The 20,126-nt window shown below is 51.3% G+C and carries 15 protein-coding genes and 1 pseudogene; all 16 read left to right on the top strand.

Annotated features, from left to right (window positions below; translation table 11 throughout):
• Window positions 1-684 (top strand): annotated as a pseudogene (locus BM299_RS09535) (acetyl-CoA decarbonylase/synthase complex subunit alpha/beta); the annotation flags it as partial.
• A 275-nt stretch (window positions 685-959) separates the two neighbouring features.
• Window positions 960-2,282, top strand: coding sequence for an acetyl-CoA decarbonylase/synthase complex subunit gamma (gene acsC / locus BM299_RS09530; RefSeq protein ID WP_092483390.1), 1,323 nt, complete (start codon window positions 960-962; stop codon window positions 2,280-2,282).
• Window positions 2,283-2,388: 106 nt separating this feature from the next.
• Window positions 2,389-3,147 (top strand): ATP-binding protein, encoded by a 759-nt coding sequence (locus BM299_RS09525; protein WP_092483388.1) that lies wholly within the window; start codon window positions 2,389-2,391, stop codon window positions 3,145-3,147.
• A 42-nt stretch (window positions 3,148-3,189) separates the two neighbouring features.
• Complete coding sequence (locus tag BM299_RS09520) at window positions 3,190-4,137, top strand: acetyl-CoA decarbonylase/synthase complex subunit delta (protein WP_092483386.1); 948 nt, start codon at window positions 3,190-3,192, stop codon at window positions 4,135-4,137.
• A 21-nt stretch (window positions 4,138-4,158) separates the two neighbouring features.
• The gene (locus BM299_RS09515) at window positions 4,159-4,953 is read left to right on the top strand and encodes a methyltetrahydrofolate cobalamin methyltransferase (RefSeq protein ID WP_092483384.1); all 795 of its coding nucleotides are present in this window, start codon (window positions 4,159-4,161) and stop codon (window positions 4,951-4,953) included.
• A 487-nt stretch (window positions 4,954-5,440) separates the two neighbouring features.
• Entirely contained in the window at window positions 5,441-8,467 is a 3,027-nt protein-coding gene (locus BM299_RS09510) for a CoB--CoM heterodisulfide reductase iron-sulfur subunit A family protein (protein ID WP_092483382.1), read from the top strand.
• 23 nt (window positions 8,468-8,490) lie between these two features.
• Entirely contained in the window at window positions 8,491-8,931 is a 441-nt protein-coding gene (locus tag BM299_RS09505) for a hydrogenase iron-sulfur subunit (RefSeq protein ID WP_165608254.1), read from the top strand.
• Entirely contained in the window at window positions 8,919-9,875 is a 957-nt protein-coding gene (locus BM299_RS09500) for a 4Fe-4S dicluster domain-containing protein (protein WP_092483380.1), read from the top strand. Before BM299_RS09505 ends, BM299_RS09500 begins: the two co-directional genes overlap by 13 nt.
• A 10-nt stretch (window positions 9,876-9,885) precedes the next feature.
• Window positions 9,886-10,905: a 4Fe-4S dicluster domain-containing protein gene (locus BM299_RS09495; RefSeq protein ID WP_092483378.1), complete on the top strand. Its 1,020-nt coding sequence runs from the start codon at window positions 9,886-9,888 to the stop codon at window positions 10,903-10,905.
• Window positions 10,905-11,744 carry an FAD/NAD(P)-binding protein gene (locus BM299_RS09490; RefSeq protein WP_092483376.1) on the top strand — a complete coding sequence of 280 codons (840 nt, stop codon included), beginning with the start codon at window positions 10,905-10,907 and terminating at the stop codon, window positions 11,742-11,744. Before BM299_RS09495 ends, BM299_RS09490 begins: the two co-directional genes overlap by 1 nt.
• 111 nt (window positions 11,745-11,855) lie before the next feature.
• Window positions 11,856-13,085, top strand: a complete 1,230-nt coding sequence (locus BM299_RS09485; protein ID WP_092483374.1) for a (Fe-S)-binding protein — start codon at window positions 11,856-11,858, stop codon at window positions 13,083-13,085.
• Between the two features lie 121 nt (window positions 13,086-13,206).
• A complete protein-coding gene (locus BM299_RS09480) occupies window positions 13,207-17,628 on the top strand; it encodes an NAD(P)-binding protein (RefSeq protein WP_092483372.1) in 4,422 nt (1,473 codons plus the stop codon).
• A 1-nt stretch (window position 17,629) separates the two neighbouring features.
• Window positions 17,630-18,067, top strand: a complete 438-nt coding sequence (locus BM299_RS09475) for a hydrogenase iron-sulfur subunit (RefSeq protein WP_092483370.1) — start codon at window positions 17,630-17,632, stop codon at window positions 18,065-18,067.
• Window positions 18,064-18,735, top strand: a complete 672-nt coding sequence (locus BM299_RS09470) for a methylenetetrahydrofolate reductase C-terminal domain-containing protein (RefSeq protein WP_092483368.1) — start codon at window positions 18,064-18,066, stop codon at window positions 18,733-18,735. Before BM299_RS09475 ends, BM299_RS09470 begins: the two co-directional genes overlap by 4 nt.
• Window positions 18,732-19,658 (top strand): methylenetetrahydrofolate reductase, encoded by a 927-nt coding sequence (locus BM299_RS09465; protein WP_092483366.1) that lies wholly within the window; start codon window positions 18,732-18,734, stop codon window positions 19,656-19,658. The genes BM299_RS09470 and BM299_RS09465 overlap by 4 nt, the downstream gene beginning before the upstream one ends.
• 136 nt (window positions 19,659-19,794) lie before the next feature.
• On the top strand, window positions 19,795-20,112 hold the full coding sequence (locus BM299_RS09460) for a YbjQ family protein (protein WP_092483365.1): 318 nt from the start codon (window positions 19,795-19,797) through the stop codon (window positions 20,110-20,112).
• Window positions 20,113-20,126: the final 14 nt, after the last annotated feature.

The following is a 20,126-nucleotide window of genomic DNA, read 5'->3' as shown; positions in this document are numbered from 1 at the left end:
TTCTACTCCTGCACCCTGTGCCAGAGCTTTGCGCCCACCCACGTGTGCGTGATCGCCCCCGAGCGGGTCGGCCTGTGCGGCGCAGTGAGCTGGCTCGACGCCAAAGCGGCCTACGAAATCAACCCGCACGGCGCCAACCAGCCCATCCCGAAGGAAGGCGTCATCGACGAAGTCAAGGGCCAGTGGCAGTCCTTCAACGAGTTCTGTTTCAACAACTCGCAGCGCAACATCGAGGCCGTCAACTTCTACACCATCATGGAATACCCGATGACCTCCTGCGGCTGCTTCGAGTGCATCCTGGCCATGGTGCCCGAGTGCAACGGCTTCATGGTGGTCAACCGCGAACACGGCGGCATGACCCCGTCCGGGATGACTTTCAGCACGCTGGCCGGCACCATCGGCGGCGGTGCCCAGATGCCCGGCTTCATGGGCATCGGTAAATCCTACTTGGCTTCGCCCAAATTTGTGCCCGCCGACGGCGGATTGGGCCGGCTGGTTTGGATGCCCAAGGCCCTGAAGGAAGAGCTGCGCCCCGCCCTGGAGGAGGCGGCCGAGAATGCCGGCCTGGGCAAGGAGTTTGTAGATAAGATCGCCGACGAAACCGTGGGCACCAGCGGCGAGGAAATCATGTCCTTCCTTGAGGAAAAGGGACACCCGGCGCTGACCATGGATCCGTTGATGTAATATCAGCTAGTATTTCCTTTCGAGTTTCCGGAACACCAGTGGCGGACCCCCTTTAAATGAGTGTTCGAAAAGGAGCACGAAAGACACGAGAAGTTCAAGGCGGCGAAGGTTTTGAGGAGCGGAGCGTATATATAATACGTGAGCACCGCAAAAGCCGAGCCAACGTAGAAATTCGACGTGGATTTCGCGCGGACTTTTCGAACATCCTCTTTAAGGGTTCCGCCGGAGTGTTCCGTATATATGACAAGCGATTTTCGAGAAAGGAGTTTGGAGTAATGGGTTTAACAGGTTTAGAAATTTTTAAACAGCTGCCGAAAACCAACTGTAAAGATTGTGGGCAACCAACCTGCCTGGCTTTCGCCATGCAACTGGCCAGCGGTAAAGCCAGCCTGGATCAGTGCCCCCATGTAAGCGATGCAGCAAAGGAAGCTCTCGATTCCGCCTCCGCCCCGCCGGTGGCACTGGTGAAGGTCGGCAAAGGTGCAAAAGAAGTCGCACTGGGTAACGAAACCGTTCTTTTCCGTCATGACAAGCGTTTTGAGCATCCCACAGGGATTGCTATTTCCGTCAGCGACACCGACAGCGATATCCCAGCCAAGGTAGCGGAAATCAACAAACTGGTCTTTGACCGCGTCGGCCAGATTCACAGCGTGAACCTCGTTGCAGTGGCTAACGCTTCCGGCGATGCTGCCAAGTTTGCCGAAGCAGCAAAAGCAGTTCAGGATAACACTGAATTTCCGCTGGTGTTGATAAGTGAAGATCCGGCGGCCATGGAAAAAGCGCTGGAAGTAGCCGGTGACAACAACCCGCTTATCTGCGGCGCCAATGCGTCTAACCTGGAAGCCATGGTCGAGTTGGCCAAAAAATACGATGCTCCTGTGGTGATTAAAGGTGCTGACCTTAATGAGCTGGCCGACCTGGTACAGAAAGCCGGTTATAAAAAGCTCTTCCTGGATTCCGGCGCCCGCGAAGTCAACAAGGTTCTGGCCGACCAGACCCAGATTCGCCGCCAGGCTTTGAAGAAGTTTCGCCCGTTCGGTTATCCCACCATTACCTTTGCGGACAACCCGGATCCCATTCAGGCCGTTGTGGACGCTGGCGTGTACATTGCCAAATACGCCGGGATAGTAGTACTGAATACTGCAGATCCCGCCGACGTACTGCCGCTGATCACCCTGCGCCTGAACATCTACACCGACCCGCAGAAACCGATTGCGGTAGAATCCAAGCTGTACGAAGTGGGCAACCCCGGACCGAATGCACCGGTATTTGTCACCACCAACTTCTCCCTGACTTACTTCTGCGTACAGGGTGATATTGAAGCCGGTCGCATTGACGCCTACATCCTGCCGGTGGACACCGACGGCATCTCTGTATTAACCGGTTGGGCGGCAGGCAAGTTTACACCGGAGAAGATTACCGAAATGGTTAATGAGACCGGTATTGCCGACAAGGTTTCCCATAAGAAGCTGATCATTCCGGGAGGCGTGGCCGTATTAAGCGGCAAGCTGCAGGAACTGAGCGGCTGGGAAGTGCTGGTCGGGCCGCGTGAATCCGCCGGCATTCCTTCCTTCATCAAGCAGCGGTGGAACGCATAACATTGCTCCGATTGCAGCCTAACACTAGTAATTCAGAGCAGTGTGGAAAATAATAACCTGTAATCAGTTCTGACAGTTATATATACCAACAAAGGAGATGAATTATATGTCATTTAATATAGCAGTAGCCGGGAAAGGCGGTACAGGTAAAACCACATTATGCTCTTTGATTATCAGGCAATTGATAAAAACCGATAAAAAACCCGTCTTTGCAGTGGATGCCGACGCCAATGCCAATTTGAACGAAGCGCTGGGCATGGAAATCGAGGGTTCCATTGCAGACTTACTGGTGCGGATTAACAATAACCTTGAACCTCTGCCGGCAGGCATGACCAAGGACCAGTTTGTCGAATACAAAGTACATCAATCCCTCTCAGAAGGTGATTATGTCGACCTTTTAGTAATGGGCGGCCCGGAAGGAGCCGGTTGTTACTGTTACGCCAATAATTTGTTGCGTGGTTTTGTAGCCGATTTGAGCCAAAATTACCAGTACATGGTAATGGACAATGAGGCCGGCCTGGAACACTTGAGCAGGCGTACTACTCAAAATATAGACATTCTGTTCATCACCAGCGACGCCTCGGCCCGCGGTATCCGGTCTGCCGGCAGGGTGCGCGAACTGGTGGAGAATTTAAAGTTGGATATCAAGAAAATGTACCTTGTGGTATCCAGAGTGAACGAGGGTAATTTGGATGCACTCAAACCGGAAATAGAAAAAACCGGTTTGGAATTAATCGGCACATTACCTCTAGATGAGCAGGTTATGGAATATGACCTGTTGAGCAAACCACTCTTTGATTTACCTGATGATTCACCGGTGGTGGCAGCTGTGAACGAAATTTTAAAGAAAGCTGCCATTCTGTAATACCGCAAAATTAGCTTTCTAACGCAGAAAGGAGCGGAACTAATGGCTGTTACTATAGCTAAGGAAAAATGGACCAGCAAGGTAGGCGAAATGGTGCTGGGAGCCGATTCGACCGTTAAGGTAGGCGGCGAAAGCGCACTGCCTTTCCTGCATTTTGAAGGAGAAATTCCCAACAAGCCGGTACTGGCACTGGAAGTTTGGGACCTGGAACCTGTAGATTGGCCTGAAATTTTAAAGAAACCCTTTGCCGACGTACTGGCGGATCCCGTGGCCTGGGCCAAGAAGAACGTGGAATACGGTGCTGATTTGGTCGCCCTGCGCTTAATGAGCGCCCATCCTGATTATAAAAATGCTACTCCGGAAGAGTGCGCCGCCACGGCAAAGGCAGTAGCAGATGCCGTAGATGTGCCCCTGATCGTTATCGGCTGCGGCGTAGAGGAAAAGGACGCCGATTTGTTCGAAAAAGTCGGTGAAGCCCTGAACGGCAAGAACTGCTTGATCGGCTGCGCCACCGAGAAAAATTACAAGACCATCACCGCTGCCGCGATGGTGAACGGCCACAGCGTGATTGCTTCCAGCCCGTTGGATATCAACCTCGCCAAACAGTTAAATATTTTGATGACTGAAATGAATCTGCCGGCCAACCGCATTGCCATTGACCCGCTGGTGGGCGCACTGGGCTACGGCATTGAGTATGCCTACTCCATCATGGAAAGGGCCAGAATGGGTGCACTCATGGGTGACAAGATGCTGGCCATGCCGGTTATCTGCTTTGTCGGCCAGGAGGCCTGGAAAGCCAAGGAAGCCAAGAGCCCCGATGACGAAAATCCCGAATGGGGCGCCCAGGAGCGCCGGGCCATCCTATGGGAGGTTATCACCGCCACAACCTTTGCCCAGGCGGGCGGTTCCATATTTGTGCTGCGTCACCCCGAGACCGTCAAGCAGGTTAAGGTCCAGCTGGACAAAATGATGGAGAGCAATGCTTATTAAAAAATAGAGGAGGCTAAGAGCATGATCCTTATTGGTGAGCGGATCAACGGCATGTTTAAGGATATCCGGGAAGCTATCCAGAACAAGGACCCGGAACCCGTCAGGTACTGGGCCAAGCGTCAGTATGAAATGTGCGCTTCCTATCTTGATGTCAATACCGGTCCGACTGTGGAAGCAGCGGACCAGCCCGCCGTCATGGAATGGCTGGTAAAAACCGCCCAGGAAGCCGCCCCCCTGCCGTGCTGCATCGATTCCACCAACCCCGATGCCATTGAAGCCGGTTTGAAAGTGCACAAGGGCAAGGCTATGATCAACTCCACGACAGCTGACCAGTTCAAAATGGATATTTATATCCCCATGGCAGCCAAGTACAATGCCGCCATTATCGGTCTGGCCATGAACGAAAAGGGTGTGCCGAAAAGCGCTTCCGATCGTATCGCCCTGGCCATGGAAATCGTAGTCAATTGCGATATGCACGGCGTTCCCATGGAAGACCTGTACATCGACCCGCTTATGCTGCCCTGCAATGTAGCGCAGGAGCACGGCGTTGAAGTGCTGGAAACTCTCAGACAAATCAAGACCCTGGCTGACCCGGCACCGCGAACCACCATGGGCTTGAGCAACTCTTCCCAGCGCTGCACCAACCGTCACTTGATCAACCGTACCTTCTTGATTATGAGCATGGCTTGCGGTCTGGATTCAGCCATTGCCGACGTGGACGACGAAGAACTGCTGGATGCAGTGGCAGCGGCCAACATTTTATTGAATAAAGACATCTATTGCGACTCTTTCCTGAAAACCTTCCGCTCCAAGTAAGATAAATTAAGACCGTCACAAACAGCCGGTCAAGGTTTAGGAAAAGGCGGTTATAATATAACCGCCTTTTCTTAACTGGCGCTGTCCCGGGTACTTAACACCAAACCAAATCATTTGACAGCGTAAGCGCTAAATATTATACTAAGGTCAAGGTATGCATAATCCCGGTTTATTAAATAATTTAAAGATTTTTCGAACAATTGGGCTAAATCAAACCTTATGTTGGTGAAATAAATAATTATTTAACATTAAATGTGCCAAGATTTGCAATACATTGAAACAATCCCGGTTTCACCACAAAGGTTATAATATTAGCCTTAGTAGCATTTAACGAACCAGCTAATTTGCTAAACAATCAGTACAACCGGGAACAGAGCATCCTTTGAGTAACCGGCTCGGGCATCCGGTTAAATGCAATATCTTCCCGGCCCGGAAAATCTTTGGAATTCTGTGATGCCGAAACTAGGAGGACGGATGTGATGCTTAGATGAGTACAAAACCTGACAAGGTCGGAGCCGTACTAGTAGTTGGCGCAGGTATCGCCGGTATACAAGCATCGCTTGATTTGGCGGAATCAGGCTATTATGTATATCTGGTGGAAAAAAGCCCGGCCATTGGCGGTACCATGCCGATGCTGGACAAAACATTCCCTACTAATGACTGCTCCATGTGCATCCTGTCTCCCAAACTTGTTGATTGCGGGAGACACTTGAATGTCAATACCATTACCAACGCTGAAGTGGTGGACATTCAGGGTGAACCGGGTAACTTTAAAGTTACCGTTAAACAAAAGGCCCGTTTTGTTGACCCGGAAAAATGTACCGGATGCGGATCCTGTGCTGAAGAATGTCCGGTTAAAGTGGATGACGAATTCAATCAGGGTCTTAATAAGAGGAAGGCCATCTACAAACAGTATGCCCAAGCCTATCCCAACGCCTATGCCATTGATGCCAGCAAATGTTTGAAAATCAAAAAACCCAAAGCATGTGGCAAATGTCTTGAAGTCTGCCAGGCGGATGCCATCAATCATCAAATGCAAGACGAAACGAAGGAAATTGCAGTTGGTTCCGTCATTCTTTGCCCGGGCTTTGAAAAATTTGACGTCAGCCAGCTTGCATATTATGGCTACGGCAAACTGCCCAATGTTTTAACCAGCCTTGAATTTGAACGTATCCTCAGCGCTTCCGGTCCGTTCGGCGGACACCTGCAAAGGCCTTCCGACGGCAAGGAGCCCCAAAAGATAGCCTGGATTCAATGTGTCGGTTCCCGTAACTGCCGCATCGAACATGGTTACTGCTCTTCGGTTTGCTGCATGTACGCGATCAAGGAAGCCGTAATCGCCAAGGAACACACCCATTATCCCCTGGACACGGCTATTTTCTTTATGGACATGCGCACCTACGGCAAAGATTTTGAAAAATATTATGACCGGGCCAGACTGGAAAACGGCGTGCGTTTTATTCGTTCCCGCGTGTTTGAGGTAATGGAAGCCGACGACGGATCCGGAAACTGCCGTATCCGTTATTCCAACGAAGACGGGTCCATTGGCTATGAAGACTTTGACCTGGTGGTCCTTTCCCTCGGACTGGAACCGGCTTCCGAAATGGTGGAACTGGCCGGCAAGCTGGGCCTGGAGTTGAACAAGTTTAATTTCTGCGAACCGCCCGCCCTGACCGGCGTGGCTACCAATAAACCCGGTGTTTTCGTGGCCGGCGCTTTCAGCGGTCCACGGGACATTCCCGAAACCGTCATGCAGGCCAGCGCCGCGGCAGCAGCTTCAGCCGCAGACCTGGCATCCGCACGCGGCACTATGACCAAAGCTAAAGAGTACCCGGCGGAAAAAGATGTGGCCGGTGAAATCATTCGTACCGGTGTGTTCGTTTGCCACTGCGGCATCAACATCGGTAGCGTGGTTAACGTGCCCGAAGTTGTGGAATTTGCCAAGACATTACCAGGTGTTGTTTTTGCTGATGAGAAAATGTACGCCTGTTCGCAGGATACCTCGGCACAAATAAAAGAGGCCATTGAACAGTACGGCCTAAACAGGGTGGTTGTAGCCTCCTGCAGTCCCCGGACTCACGAACCGATGTTCCAGGAGACTTTAAAGGAAGCGGGGCTGAACCCCAACCTGTTTGAAATGGCCAACATCCGTGACCAGTGTTCCTGGGTCCACATGAACGAGCCCGAGAAAGCCACCGCCAAGGCCAAGGACCTGGTTAAAATGGCTGTATCCAAGGCCGCGTTGCTCGAACCGATCGACGGCGTAACCCTGGATATGAATCATGACGCCCTGGTTATTGGCGGCGGTGTATCCGGCATGACCAGCGCCATTAATCTTTCCAAGCAGGGTTACAAAGTATATCTGGTGGAAAAAGCAGAGACTTTGGGCGGTATCGCCAACCGTCTCCGTTTTGGCATGCGGGGTGAAGACGTGCCCGCGTTTGTCAGCGATCTGGTGGCCCAGGTCAATGCCGATGCAAATATTAAAATATTTACCGGTGCTGAGATTACCGATGTGCACGGTTTCGTCGGCAACTTCGAAACTACACTGAGTAGTGGTGAAGTTATCCAGCACGGCGTTACCATAATCTCCACCGGCGCTGAAGAATACAAGCCCACCGAGTACCTGTACGGGCAAAGTGACCGGGTAATGACCCTCCTGGAACTGGAAGGCCTGCTGGCCGCTAAGGATAGCAAGGTTACCGGCGCCAAGAATGTTGTATTTATCCAGTGCGTAGGTTCCAGAGACGAAGAACGCCCGTACTGCAGCAGAATTTGCTGCACCAAATCCGTAAAACAAGCCCTCAAGGTAAAAGAAATCAATCCTGACGCCAACGTATTTGTACTTTACCGTGACATAAGAACCTATGGTTTCTTTGAAGAAATGTACCGTGAAGCGCGTAACAAGGGAGTCATCTTCATCCGCTACACCGTGGACAACAAACCGGTGGTGGAGTCCGGAGCGGGCGGCGTCAAGGTAACGGTAACCGACCACGTACTGGGTGTGCCCGTAGAAATCAACGCCGATGTGGTTGGACTGGCAGCCGCCATTGTGGCAGCCAAAGATACCAATACCAAGTTAAGCAAGTTTTACAAGGTCCCGCTCAATCAGGAAGGCTTCTTCCTGGAAGCTCATATGAAGCTGCGCCCGGTTGACTTCGGAACCGATGGCGTATTCATGTGCGGCCTGGCGCACGGGCCCAAAAACCTGGAAGAAAACATCTCCCAGGCCAAGGCAGCCGTGGGACGCGCCTGCACTGTGCTGGCCAAGGATTCCATTTCCGTGGAAGGCAAGAGCGCCTTTGTTAACAAGAAGAAGTGCGCTGGCTGCGGTGAATGTGAATCTGTCTGTCCGGCCAAGGCTGTACAGGTAGATCCGGAAGAAAAAGTAGCCGTGGTCAACGAAGCCCTGTGCAAGGGCTGCGGTGCCTGTGCCTCCTCTTGTCGTTGCGGAGCTATTAACGTCAAGGGTTGCACCAACCAGCAATTAGTGGCCATGATTAACGCGCTATAGATGGGGGAGGGAAACAAACGGATATGAAATTCGAACCCAAAATTGTAGCTTTTTTGTGCAACTGGTGTAGTTACGCCGGTGCTGACCTGGCCGGCATAGGCCGTATTCAGTATCCACCCAATATCCGGGTGATACGCATACCCTGTTCCGGAAGGATAAATCCTTTATTTATCATCAAGGCGCTCCGGCACGGAGCCGATGCTGTACTCACCTCCGGGTGACACCCCGGCGACTGCCACTATGTTAGTGGCAACCTGGTAGCCCGTAGGAAATTTGCTCTGTTAAAAGACTTACTGGAATATGTCGGCGTTGATGAAGGCCGGGTCAACTTCTCCTGGGTATCAGCGGCTGAAGGCGGGCGTTTTGCCGAGCTGGTCAAAAAAGTTACGCAAAAAGCTGAAGAAATCGGCCCCAATAAGGGCCTAATTGATAGTGAATCGGGGTGTTGCGGATGCAAAAGCTAACAGCTCAAATAAAAGACGCAGCCAAAAAATTACTTGAAGAAAAGAAAGTTGACCTGGTGATAGGCTTTGCAGAAGGCAGTCTCCCACTGCGCGGCACACCCTTTTTCGCCCGCACTTCCGAAGAAGCCGACAAACTGACCTGGAGCAGGGGCTGTGAAAATAATCTGGCCAACTACCTGCGCAAACGGGAAGATAAGGTGGCGGTAGTGGCCAAGGGCTGTGACGTACGGTCTATCGTAGCCCTGATCAAGGAAAACCAGATTAACAGGGATAATCTGTATATCATCGGCGTACCCTGCAACGGCATGATCGACCGTAAGAAAGTGAACGCCATGCTTGGCGGCAGGGAAGTTCTGGCAATGGAAGAAAACGGCGACACCGTTGTGTTAAAGGGAAAAGACTTCAGCGAAACTGTCAATATTACAGACCTGTTGCATAGTTCCTGCCAGGACTGCCGTTACGGCAACCCGGTGGTTTATGATGAACTAATGGGCGAACTGCTGCCGGAAAAGGGCGAAGACGACTTTGCAGACGTTAAGGAGTTTGCCGCCAAGTCTGCAGCGGAGCGCCGCGCTTACCTGGCCAAAGAATTCAGCAAGTGTATCAGGTGTTACGCCTGCCGTAACGCTTGTCCCATGTGTTATTGCGAAGAATGCTTTGTGGATTGCAGCCAGCCGGAATGGATTGGCAAGAGCGCCGCAAATACAGAGGATAATATTTTATTCCAGGTGGTTAGGGTATTCCACAGTGCCGGTCGCTGCGCCGATTGCGGAGCTTGTGAAAGGGCCTGCCCCATGGGCATCAACCTGCGCCTGTTAACCCGTAAAATGGTTAATGACGTTAAAGAATTGTTTAACGCCGAGACCGGGGTCAACATGGACGACAAAGCGGCCCTCGCTACATTCACAGCTAATGACCCAGAACCTTTCTTGGTGAAGGAATGAGGTGAAACTGATGATAGTAAGCAAAAAAGACATACCCAACTTCCTGGATAAATTAATCAGCGAGTATCAAGTATTTGCGCCTGTCAAGGAAGAAACCTATACGCTGTTCAAACAAATCTGTTCCGGTGCCGATGCAGCCCTGGACGCGGGAAACACCAAGCTTCCGGCCAAGGAAATCTTTTTCCCGCAGTCCGAAAAGCTGTTCAGCTATAACGTTAGCGAAGAAGGCGCCAGGCTGGAAGCGCCCGTGGACGATCAGAAAAAAGTGATCTTTGGTGTTCGCCCCTGTGACGCCAAAAGCTTGACGTTGCTCGACAACGTTTTTAATAACGATAAATACCAAGACCCCTACTATTTAACCAGACGTAACAATACAATTATGATAGGTATTGGTTGCAACAGCCCCGCCAGCACCTGCTTCTGCACTTCAGTAAACGGCGGTCCCTTTGATACCAAAGGTCTGGACCTTTTGCTGGTGGATACCGGGGATGCTTACGTAGTGGAAGTGGTATCCGACAAGGGACGGGAAATAGCTGAAAAAGCAGGTTTTGCCGCCGCTGCGGACGCCAACAAAGATGCTGCCGCAAAAGTTAAGCAAGATGCCGTGGTAACTTGCCAGGTAAATATCGACGGCTTGAAAGCCAAGCTGGACGTTAATTTCTATGACTCCATCTGGGAAAAAATCCATGAAAAGTGCCTGGGCTGCGGAGCCTGCACCTACCTGTGCCCCACCTGCCATTGCTTTGACATAGTTGATGAAGCAACCGATTGCAACGGTTGCCGGGTGCGCAACTGGGATTCCTGCGCCTTCCCGCTCTTTACGCTGCACGGTTCCGGCCACAACCCGCGAACCAGTAATAAAGAGCGTTACCGCAACAGAATCATGCATAAATTCAAGTATTTTGTAGACAACTTCAATGAAATCGCCTGTGTGGGTTGCGGCAGGTGCATCAAAAACTGCCCCGTTAATATGGACATCCGGGTGGTACTGGAGGATATTCGGGGTTCGGAAGCGAGGTTGGATAGTTAATGAAAAATCCATATCTACCGCTGCCAATGAAGCTGGTCAAAAACTTTACTGAAACAGAAGATAAGCTCATCCACACCTTTACCCTGCAGTACCTGAATGAAGAGGACGAAAAGAGCTTTTCTTATATGCCAGGGCAGTTTGCCGAGCTTTGTGTATTCGGGAAAGGCGAGGCCCCCTTCGGTATCGCTTCTTCACCGACTGAGCCGGGGTTCCTTAAATTTTCGGTAGCTAAAGTGGGCGTTGTTTCCACAGCTCTCCACCTGATGGAGGAAGGAACGATTGTCGGAGTGCGCGGCCCGCTGGGCAACTATTACCCCGTGGAAGAGTTCAAAGGTAAAAACGTGGTCATTATCGGCGGTGGTTTTGCATTCACCACTTTACGCTCGCTGGCCACCTATATGCTGCACCCCGAACGCCGCGGCGACTACGGCGACATAACCGTCATTTACGGTGCCCGTAACCCCGGCCTGCTGCTGTACAAAGAGGAACTGGCCGCCTGGGAACAGAGCCCGGACATCAACCTGGTTACCACCATTGACCGTCCTGTTGACGGCTGGAACGGCAGGGTAGGCTTTATTCCCGCCGTTACCGAAGAAGTGGCGCCCAGCGCTGAAAATGCCTATGCCATTATCTGCGGGCCACCGGTGATGATTAAGTTCACCATGCCTGTGCTGGAAAAACTTGGTTTCACGCCGAAAACAACCATTATGTCGCTGGAAAACCGGATGAAGTGCGGTATCGGTATGTGCGGCAGGTGTAACGTGGGAGGCAAATACGTTTGCAAGGACGGCCCCGTCTTTACCAGGGCCCAACTCAACCAACTGCCCAATGAATATTAAACATAAATGAAATTCGCTGGTTATGGCGTCACTGTTATTATAATCAGACGCTGTAACCAGACCCACTTGTATTTATACCGTATGCCAAGATCAAGAGGGGAGGACCATTTAATGGAAGCTATTAAAGCTGCCGAACTCAACCCCAAGTTCAGGGATGAGGTAGCAGGCCTGCTAAAAAACTACGATTTTACCAACTGCCTGGCCTGCGGCATGTGCACAGCAGGCTGCCCGTATTCTGACATTCATGAAAATCAAGACCCGCGCAAATTCCTGCGCAAAGTGCTGCTGGGCATGAAAGAGGAAGTCTTTAGCGATCCTTATATCTGGTACTGCACCATGTGCGAGCGTTGCACCATCGAATGCCCCATGAACGTCAACATTGCCGCCTTGGTGCGCTCATTGCGCGGCACCTGGGATAAGGACAAGATTCCCGGCTATCTCCAGACCATTGCCGAAGAACACAAGGAATCCGGCAACCAAATGAATGTTGATCAGGTCGACTATGAAGAAACCCTGGAATGGATTGAAGAGGAACTGCAGGAAGAACTGGGCGACCCCAACTATAAAATTCCTTTAAATAAGGAAGGAGCCCAATATTTTTACGGCTTTAACGCCCGGGATATCAAGTATTATCCCAACGAACTGCAAACCACGTTAAAGATTTTCTATGCGGCCGGTATTGACTATACCATCAGCACAAAGCGCTGGGATGCCACCAACATTGCGCTCTTCACCGGACAAAACGATGACTTCGTGGAAATCTCCAAGCCGGTTTGGGAAGAATTTGTACGGCTTGGGTGTAAAGAATTTATTGTAACCGAGTGCGGTCACGCCTTCCGTTCTATGCGTTGGGGGTACAGAACCTTCTGGGATGGAAAGGAGTTTCCTATCCGCCATATCTTAGAACTGCTTAATGACCTGGTTAAAGAAGGTAAATTAAAGCTTGACCCCGATGCCATTACCGAAGTGGTTACTTACCACGATCCCTGTAATACCGCCCGCAAGGAAGGTGTCTGGGAAGCACCGCGGGAGTTAATCAGAAGTTTTGTTAAGAACTTTGTAGATATGAACCCCAACGGCAGGATGAATTACTGCTGCGGTGCCGGCGGTGGCGGTATGGCTATGCCTGAATTCAATGATATTCGTAAAGCTAAGGGCAAGCGTAAAGTGGACCAGGTGGTGGCCACCGGTGCGGAAATAGTAATAGTGCCCTGTCACAACTGTATTGACCAGTTTAACGACCTGAACAAGTGGTATGAGGAAAAAGCCAAGTCTAAAAACATGCACATGTGCACACTGATGGAAAGAGCGCTTATCATGCCGGAAAAGGAAGAAGCATAAAAAACTGTTGCATACAGACATATAGATAAAAGACATAAAAAAATTTATATATAATATTATAATATTATGCTAATGATATGTTTTGCCAGGAGGACTCTTTACGAGAGGACGGGTGTGATGCATGAATAAAGATAAAGTTGGAGCGGTACTGGTAGTAGGAGCCGGTATTTCCGGCATCCAGGCATCACTTGACCTTGCAGAGTCCGGCTACTACGTGTATCTAGTGGAGCAATCACCGGCCATTGGCGGAACTATGCCGAGGTTGGATAAAACTTTTCCCACCAATGATTGCTCCATGTGTATTCTTTCTCCCAAACTTGTAGAGTGTGGAAGACACCTGAACATTGAAAAATATATGCTTACCGATATCCTTGATGTTCAAGGTGAGCCGGGTAACTTCAAGGTAAAATTACGTAAACGGGCGCGATATATCGACCTCGAGAAGTGTACTGGCTGTGGCGAATGCAAAGACGTTTGCCCGGTTGATGTACCCAGTGAATTTGATGCTGACCTGGGCAAAAGGAAAGCTATTTACAAAATGTATGCCCAGGCTATGCCTGCTGCTTATTCCATTGAAAAGAAAGGTACCTCCCCGTGTAAGGCTGCCTGCCCTGCAGGCGTAAATGCCCAGGGATATGTACAGCTGGTTAAAGAAGGGAAATTTATTGAATCTTGGCAATTAATTTACAAAGATAATCCATTACCGGCCATTTGCGGCCGGGTATGTACGCATCCCTGTGAATCGGAATGTCACCGCAAAAGTGTCGATAAACCGGTTAACATCAGGGAGTTAAAGCGTGTCGTTGCCGACGTTGCTTACCGTGACCTGGATAAGCTGCCGCTGCCGGAAGTGGCGCCATCCAATGGCTTTAAAGTGGCCATTATCGGATCCGGCCCGGCTGGTTTATCCGCTGCCTACCAGTTAGCCAAGCAGGGATATGGCGTAACTATCTTTGAAGCATTGCCCCAGGCCGGCGGCATGCTCAGGTATGGTATCCCCGAATACCGTCTGCCCAAGAAGATTGTCGACCTGGAAATCAGCTTGCTGGAAAAAATGGGTGTCGAAATTAAAACCAATACGCCGCTGGGCCCGCAGTTAACTGTAGACGACCTGATGAACCAGGGTTACAAAGCAGTATTCCTTGCCATCGGTGCTCACAAGGGTGTATTACTGAATATACCGGGCGAGGATCTGGGCGGTGTTATTCCCGGTGTTGATTTCCTGCGCCGGGTCAGTCTCGGCGAAAAAGTCACCCTGGGTAAACGCGTGGCCGTAATCGGCGGCGGCAATACGGCTATGGACGCTGCCCGCACCGCGTTGCGCACGGGAGCGGAAGAGGTAACCATAGTTTACCGCCGTTCAGAAGCTGAAATTACAGCAGCTGAAGAAGAAATACATGAGGCCAAAGAAGAAGGCATTATCTTCAAGATGATGACCAGTCCGGTGGCTGTGCACGGAAAAGATGGAAAAGTCGCTAGATTGGAATGCATTCAAAATGAACTGGGCGAACCCGATGAAAGCGGGCGGCGCCGTCCGGTGCCCGTGGCTGGCAGTGAGTTCACCATCGACGTGGACAATGTTATTGTCGCCATTGGCCAGTCGCCTGATGCATCCGGGCTTAATGGCACAGTTGAGTTATCCAGAAAGAATACCATTATCGTTAATAATGAACTGGCCACCAACGTACCCGGCGTTTTTGCCGCAGGCGATGTTGTCACCGGCCCGGCCACTGTGGTGGACGCCATCGGCGCAGGTAAAAAAGCCGCTTGTTCCATCGACCGTTATCTCAGGAACGAAGAAGCTACCATTAAATTCAGCACCTATTCCCAAGATGACGTCGCCGAGTTCCCCAAACACGCCCCTGCAGTAATGGTGTCAAATCCACGGACTGTCGGCAATTTCACTGATCCCGAGCAGCGGATCAAGAATTTTGCAGAAGTTGCCCTGGGGATTAGCGAAGAAGACGCCCGCCGGGAAGCTGAACGCTGCCTCAACTGCTCCGTCTGTTCGGAATGCGGCGAATGTGTCAAGGCCTGCCTGCGTGAGGCTGTTAATCATGAAATGCAGGATGAAGAAGTCGAAGTTGAAGTCGGTTCCATCGTTCTCAGTTCCGGCGCGGAATTGTGCGATCCCACCGATCTATTCTACTTCGGTTATAAAAAATATCCCAATGTGGTTACCAGTATTGAATTTGAACGCATCTTGAGCGCTTCCGGGCCCTATGCCGGGCATCTGGTCAGACCCTATGACGACAAGGAACCACGCAAGATTGCCTGGATTCAATGCGTCGGTTCCCGGAACGCCAGAATACAGCATAATTACTGCTCCTCAGTATGCTGCATGTATGCCATCAAGGAAGCAGTTATCGCCAAGGAGCATAGCGCCGAGGAACTGGATACCACCATCTTTATGATGGATATGCGTTCCTACGGCAAGGACTTTGAAAAGTATTACGAAAGGGCTAAAAACGAGCACGGCGTTAAATTTGTCCGCTCACGCATCTATGAGATCACCGAGGCGGAGGGTGAGGACAAAAATCTGGTCATTCGCTATGCCAATGAAGACGGTACCATCAGTACCGAAGAATTTGATATGGTAGTCCTCTCCGTAGGTTTCCAGTCTTCCAAGAAAGCTATGGAAGTGGGACAGATGATGGGTCTGGAATTAAACAAATACGGTTTCGCGGAATTGGCTTCCTTAACAGGTGTCGGCACAACCCAACCCGGTATTTTTGCGGCAGGTACATTTGCCGGTCCGAAAGATATTCCCGAAACAGTTATGCAGGCCAGTGCCGCAGCTTCTGCTGCCGAAAGCCTGCTTGGCGACGTGCGCGGCACCCTGGTCAAGGAAAGGGTGTTCCCGCCCGAGCGTGATGTGACCGGTGAGGAACCCAGAATCGGCGTATTTGTCTGTAACTGCGGTATCAACATTGGTGGGGTTGTAAAAGTTCCCGAAGTAGTGGAAATGGCCAAGCAACTGCCCAATGTAGTGTATGCAGGCGAATATCTGTACGTCTGCTCGCAGGACAGCCAGGCCACCATGAAACAAATAATTAATGAATACAATTTGAACCGGGTAGTGGTGGCTTCCTGCAGCCCCAGAACTCACAAGCCGCTGTTCCAGGAAACGTTGAAAGAGGCCGGCTTGAACAGGTACCTGTTTGAAATGGCCAACATCCGGGACCAGTGTTCGTGGGTGCACATGCATGAGCCCGACAAAGCCACTGCCAAGGCCAAGGACCTGGTCAGGATGATCGTCGCCAAGTCCACCCTGCTGCAACCCATCAAGCAGGGTTCGGTGAGTGTCACCAAGTCCGCCCTGGTTATCGGCGGCGGCGTTACCGGCATGACCAATGCCCTGAGTCTGGCGGAACAAGGCTACGAAGTAAACCTGGTAGAGAAATCACCCGAGCTGGGCGGCATGGCCCAAAGGATCAGAAAAGGCTTTAAGGGTGAAGACATTCAAGCGTTTGTCAGTGAGTTAATCGGCAAAATAAATAACAACCCGCTGATTAAAACTTATACTTCGGCTGAAATAAAAGATGTTTCCGGTTACGTAGGCAACTACAAGACCGAGCTTGTAGACGGAACCGTTATAAACCACGGCGTGACAGTAATCGCCATCGGCGGACAGGAATACAGGCCCACAGAGTACCTGTACGGCGAGAACGACAAGGTTATGACGCACCTGGAACTGGAAGAAGCCATTTACCGGGGACAGGTCACAGACGCTAAAAATGTGGTGCTCATCAACTGTGTGGGCTCCCGGGAACCCGATAGGCCATACTGCAGCAGGGTATGTTGCTCTAAATCCATCAGCCTGGCGCTGAAATTGAAAGAAATCAACCCTGAAACAAACGTATTCATTCTGTACCGCGATATTCGGACCTACGGATTCCTGGAAGAATTATACGAGGAAGCACGGCGAAAGGGTGTAATTTTCGTCCGCTACAACGCCGACAGTAAACCGGCGGTGGAAAAGGACGGCAATACCATCAAGGTTACCGTTACCGACCATGTGCTCGGGCTGCCCATAGAAATTCCGGCTGACGTAGTGGGTCTGGCCGCGGCTATCCTGCCGCCGGAAGACAACGCCAAATTGAACCGGCTGTTCAAGGTACCTTTGAATGCGGATGGTTTCTTCCTGGAAGCGCATATGAAACTGCGTCCCGTGGATTCCGCCGCTGAGGGCGTTTTCATGGCCGGTATTGCCCACGGACCTAAAAACATGGAGGAGAATATCGCCCAAGCTAAAGCTGCTGCAGGACGCGCCGCCACCATCCTCAGCAAGGATGTTCTGGAATCCCACGGCGTGGTCGCGGTGGTTCAACCCGATAAATGCGCGGCCTGCCTTACCTGTGTGCGGTTATGTCCCTTTAACGCACCCCGTGTAAACAATTACGCAGCGGAAATTGAATCAGTCATTTGTCAGGGCTGTGGAACCTGCGCCGGAGAATGTCCCAATAAAGCCATTACCTTGCAAGGATATAACGATCGCATGTACATGAGAATGATAGACGGTTTATTTAAGGAGGTGCGTTAAGGTGGCTGAATTCTCACCAAAGATCGTAGCGTTTTGCTGTCATTACTGAGCATACTCTGCAGCGGACCTGGCAGGTTCGATGAGGTTACAGTATGCTCCCAACGTCAGAATTGTTGAAATGCCATGTTCAGGCACCATAGATCACCGTGTGCTGTTGCAGACTTTTGAAGACGGCGCAGATGGTGTGTTTGTCGCCGGCTGCATGGAGGGTGATTGCCACTTCCTGAAGGGAAATTTCCGTGCTAAGAAGCGCGTGCATCAGGTTAAGAAAATCCTTGATGAAATTGGTTTTGGCGGTGACCGTTTGGATTTCTTCAACCTGTCTGCAGCTCAAGGTCAACGTTTTGCTGAAATTGTCAAAATAATGACCGACCGCGTTATGGAGTTGGGGCCCAATCCCCTCAATAAGTCTGCCAAGAAAGAAGGTGGCGCTGCTTGATTATCGCCCAACAAAAGCCCGTCAAAGACGTGGCAGCCATGATCAGCAATTGTAAAAAGGTGCTGTTGGTGGGCTGTGCCGGTTGTGTGACCGTTTGTTTGGCCGGCGGTGAAAAGGAAACGGAAGTTATGGCTTCCTCCCTGCGCATCATGCGCAAAATGGAAGACAACCCCCTGGAAACAGTAACCTATACCGCAACCCGGCAGTGCGACCCGGAATATGTCGACATGCTGGGTAACATGGTGCAGGACGTGGATGCCATTGTGTCGTTGGCCTGCGGGGTAGGCGTGCAATACCTGGCCGAGCGTTTTAATGATAAATGGGTGGTACCCGCGCTGGACACCAAGTTCATCGGCGGTTCAACCGTGCATGGTAACTGGGAAGAAAAATGCGGGCTCTGCGGTGACTGCATCCTGCATCGCACCGGCGGTATCTGCCCCATTATCCGCTGTTCCAAGAGCATCTTGAACGGACCCTGCGGCGGCTCCCAGTATGGCAAATGCGAAATCAGCAAGGATGTGGACTGCGCCTGGCAGCTTATCTATGACAGAATGAGCGCACTGGGTAAACTTGATAAATTAATGGAGTTCCAGCCGCCCAAAGACTGGTCCAAGTCCCGTGACGGCGGACCGCGCAAGGCTGTCAGGGAGGATGTGATGATCGATTGAAAACTGAAAGCAAATTACAAAAAATATTAGACAACGGTCAGTTTGCGGTTACCGCGGAAATCGGACCGCCCAAGCATTCCTCTGCCGAGGGGATCCGCCATCACGCCGAAATGATGCGGGATTACGTGGATGCCACCAACATCACTGACAACCAGACTGCCATAGTCCGCCTGTCCAGCATCGCTGCCGGCGTGCATGTACAAAGCTGCGGCATTGAGCCGATCGTACAGATGACTTGCCGCGACCGCAACCGGATCGCCATGCAGTCCGACCTCCTGGGCGCCTACAGCCTGGGAATGCGCAATGTTCTCTGCCTGTCGGGCGACCACCAGAAATTCGGCAACCACCCGACATCCAAGAACGTCTACGATATTGACTCCATGCAGTTGATTTATTACCTGCGCCGCATGCGAGACGAAAAATTATTCTTTTCCGGCGAGGAAATCAAGGAGCACGAGCCCCGGTTCTTCATCGGGGCGGTGGCCAACCCATTCGCCGACCCGTTTGAATTCCGGGTGGCCCGCCTGGAAAAGAAAGTGGAGGCCGGAGCCCAATTTATCCAGACCCAGTGCATTTTTGACATGGAGCGCTTTGAGCGCTTCATGGAAATGGTTCGGGAGCGGGGCATTCACGAACGGGTGCATATCTTGGCCGGCGTAACGCCGATGAAAAGCTGGCGCGCCGCCAAGTACATCCAAAACAACGTCAGCGGCATGATTGTACCCGACGAACTGGTGGAGCGGTTGAAAAACGCCGAAGATCCCAAACGCGAAGGAGTAGAGATTTGCATTGAGCAAATCAAATACATCAAAGAGAATATCAAAGGGGTACACGGCGTGCACGTTATGGCCATCGCCTGGGAAGAAGTGGTGCCCGAAATCGTCGAGAGAAGTGGGCTTTACCCCAGGCCGAAAGTTGATTAAAGATAGTCCCATTTTTTCAGGACCCTCTTAGCGAGGGTCCTGATTATTTACTACAACATTTTGCAAATTGGCAGGATTGTTTTTTGCCTTTGCAGTAAATTACTAATGTGTAAACCATATCGAGGAGGCATCGGTCATGATCTTAACAACCACCCAGACGGTAGAAGGCAAAAAAATTGACGGTTACCTCGGGATAGTGTGCGGCGAGGCCATTATGGGAGCCAACGTAGTCCGTGACATATTCGCCACCATCACCGATATCGTGGGCGGCAGATCCGGCGCGTATGAGGCCAAGCTGGCCCAAGCCCGGGAAATCGCCCTGGAAGAAATGGCCGCCAAAGCGCAGCGGCTGGGCGCCAATGCCGTGGTAGGCATCGACCTGGATTACGAAGTGATCAGGGAGGGCATGCTGATGGTCACCGCCAGCGGGACCGCTGTAAAACTGGCGCTTTAACCAACCGGTTTCCC

It is taken from the genome of Desulfoscipio geothermicus DSM 3669 (genome assembly GCF_900115975.1).
GTDB classification, from domain to species: Bacteria; Bacillota; Desulfotomaculia; order Desulfotomaculales; family Desulfallaceae; genus Desulfoscipio; species Desulfoscipio geothermicus.
Note: the sequence above shows the minus strand (reverse complement) of the source record. Positions and strands in the feature narration are given on the sequence as shown.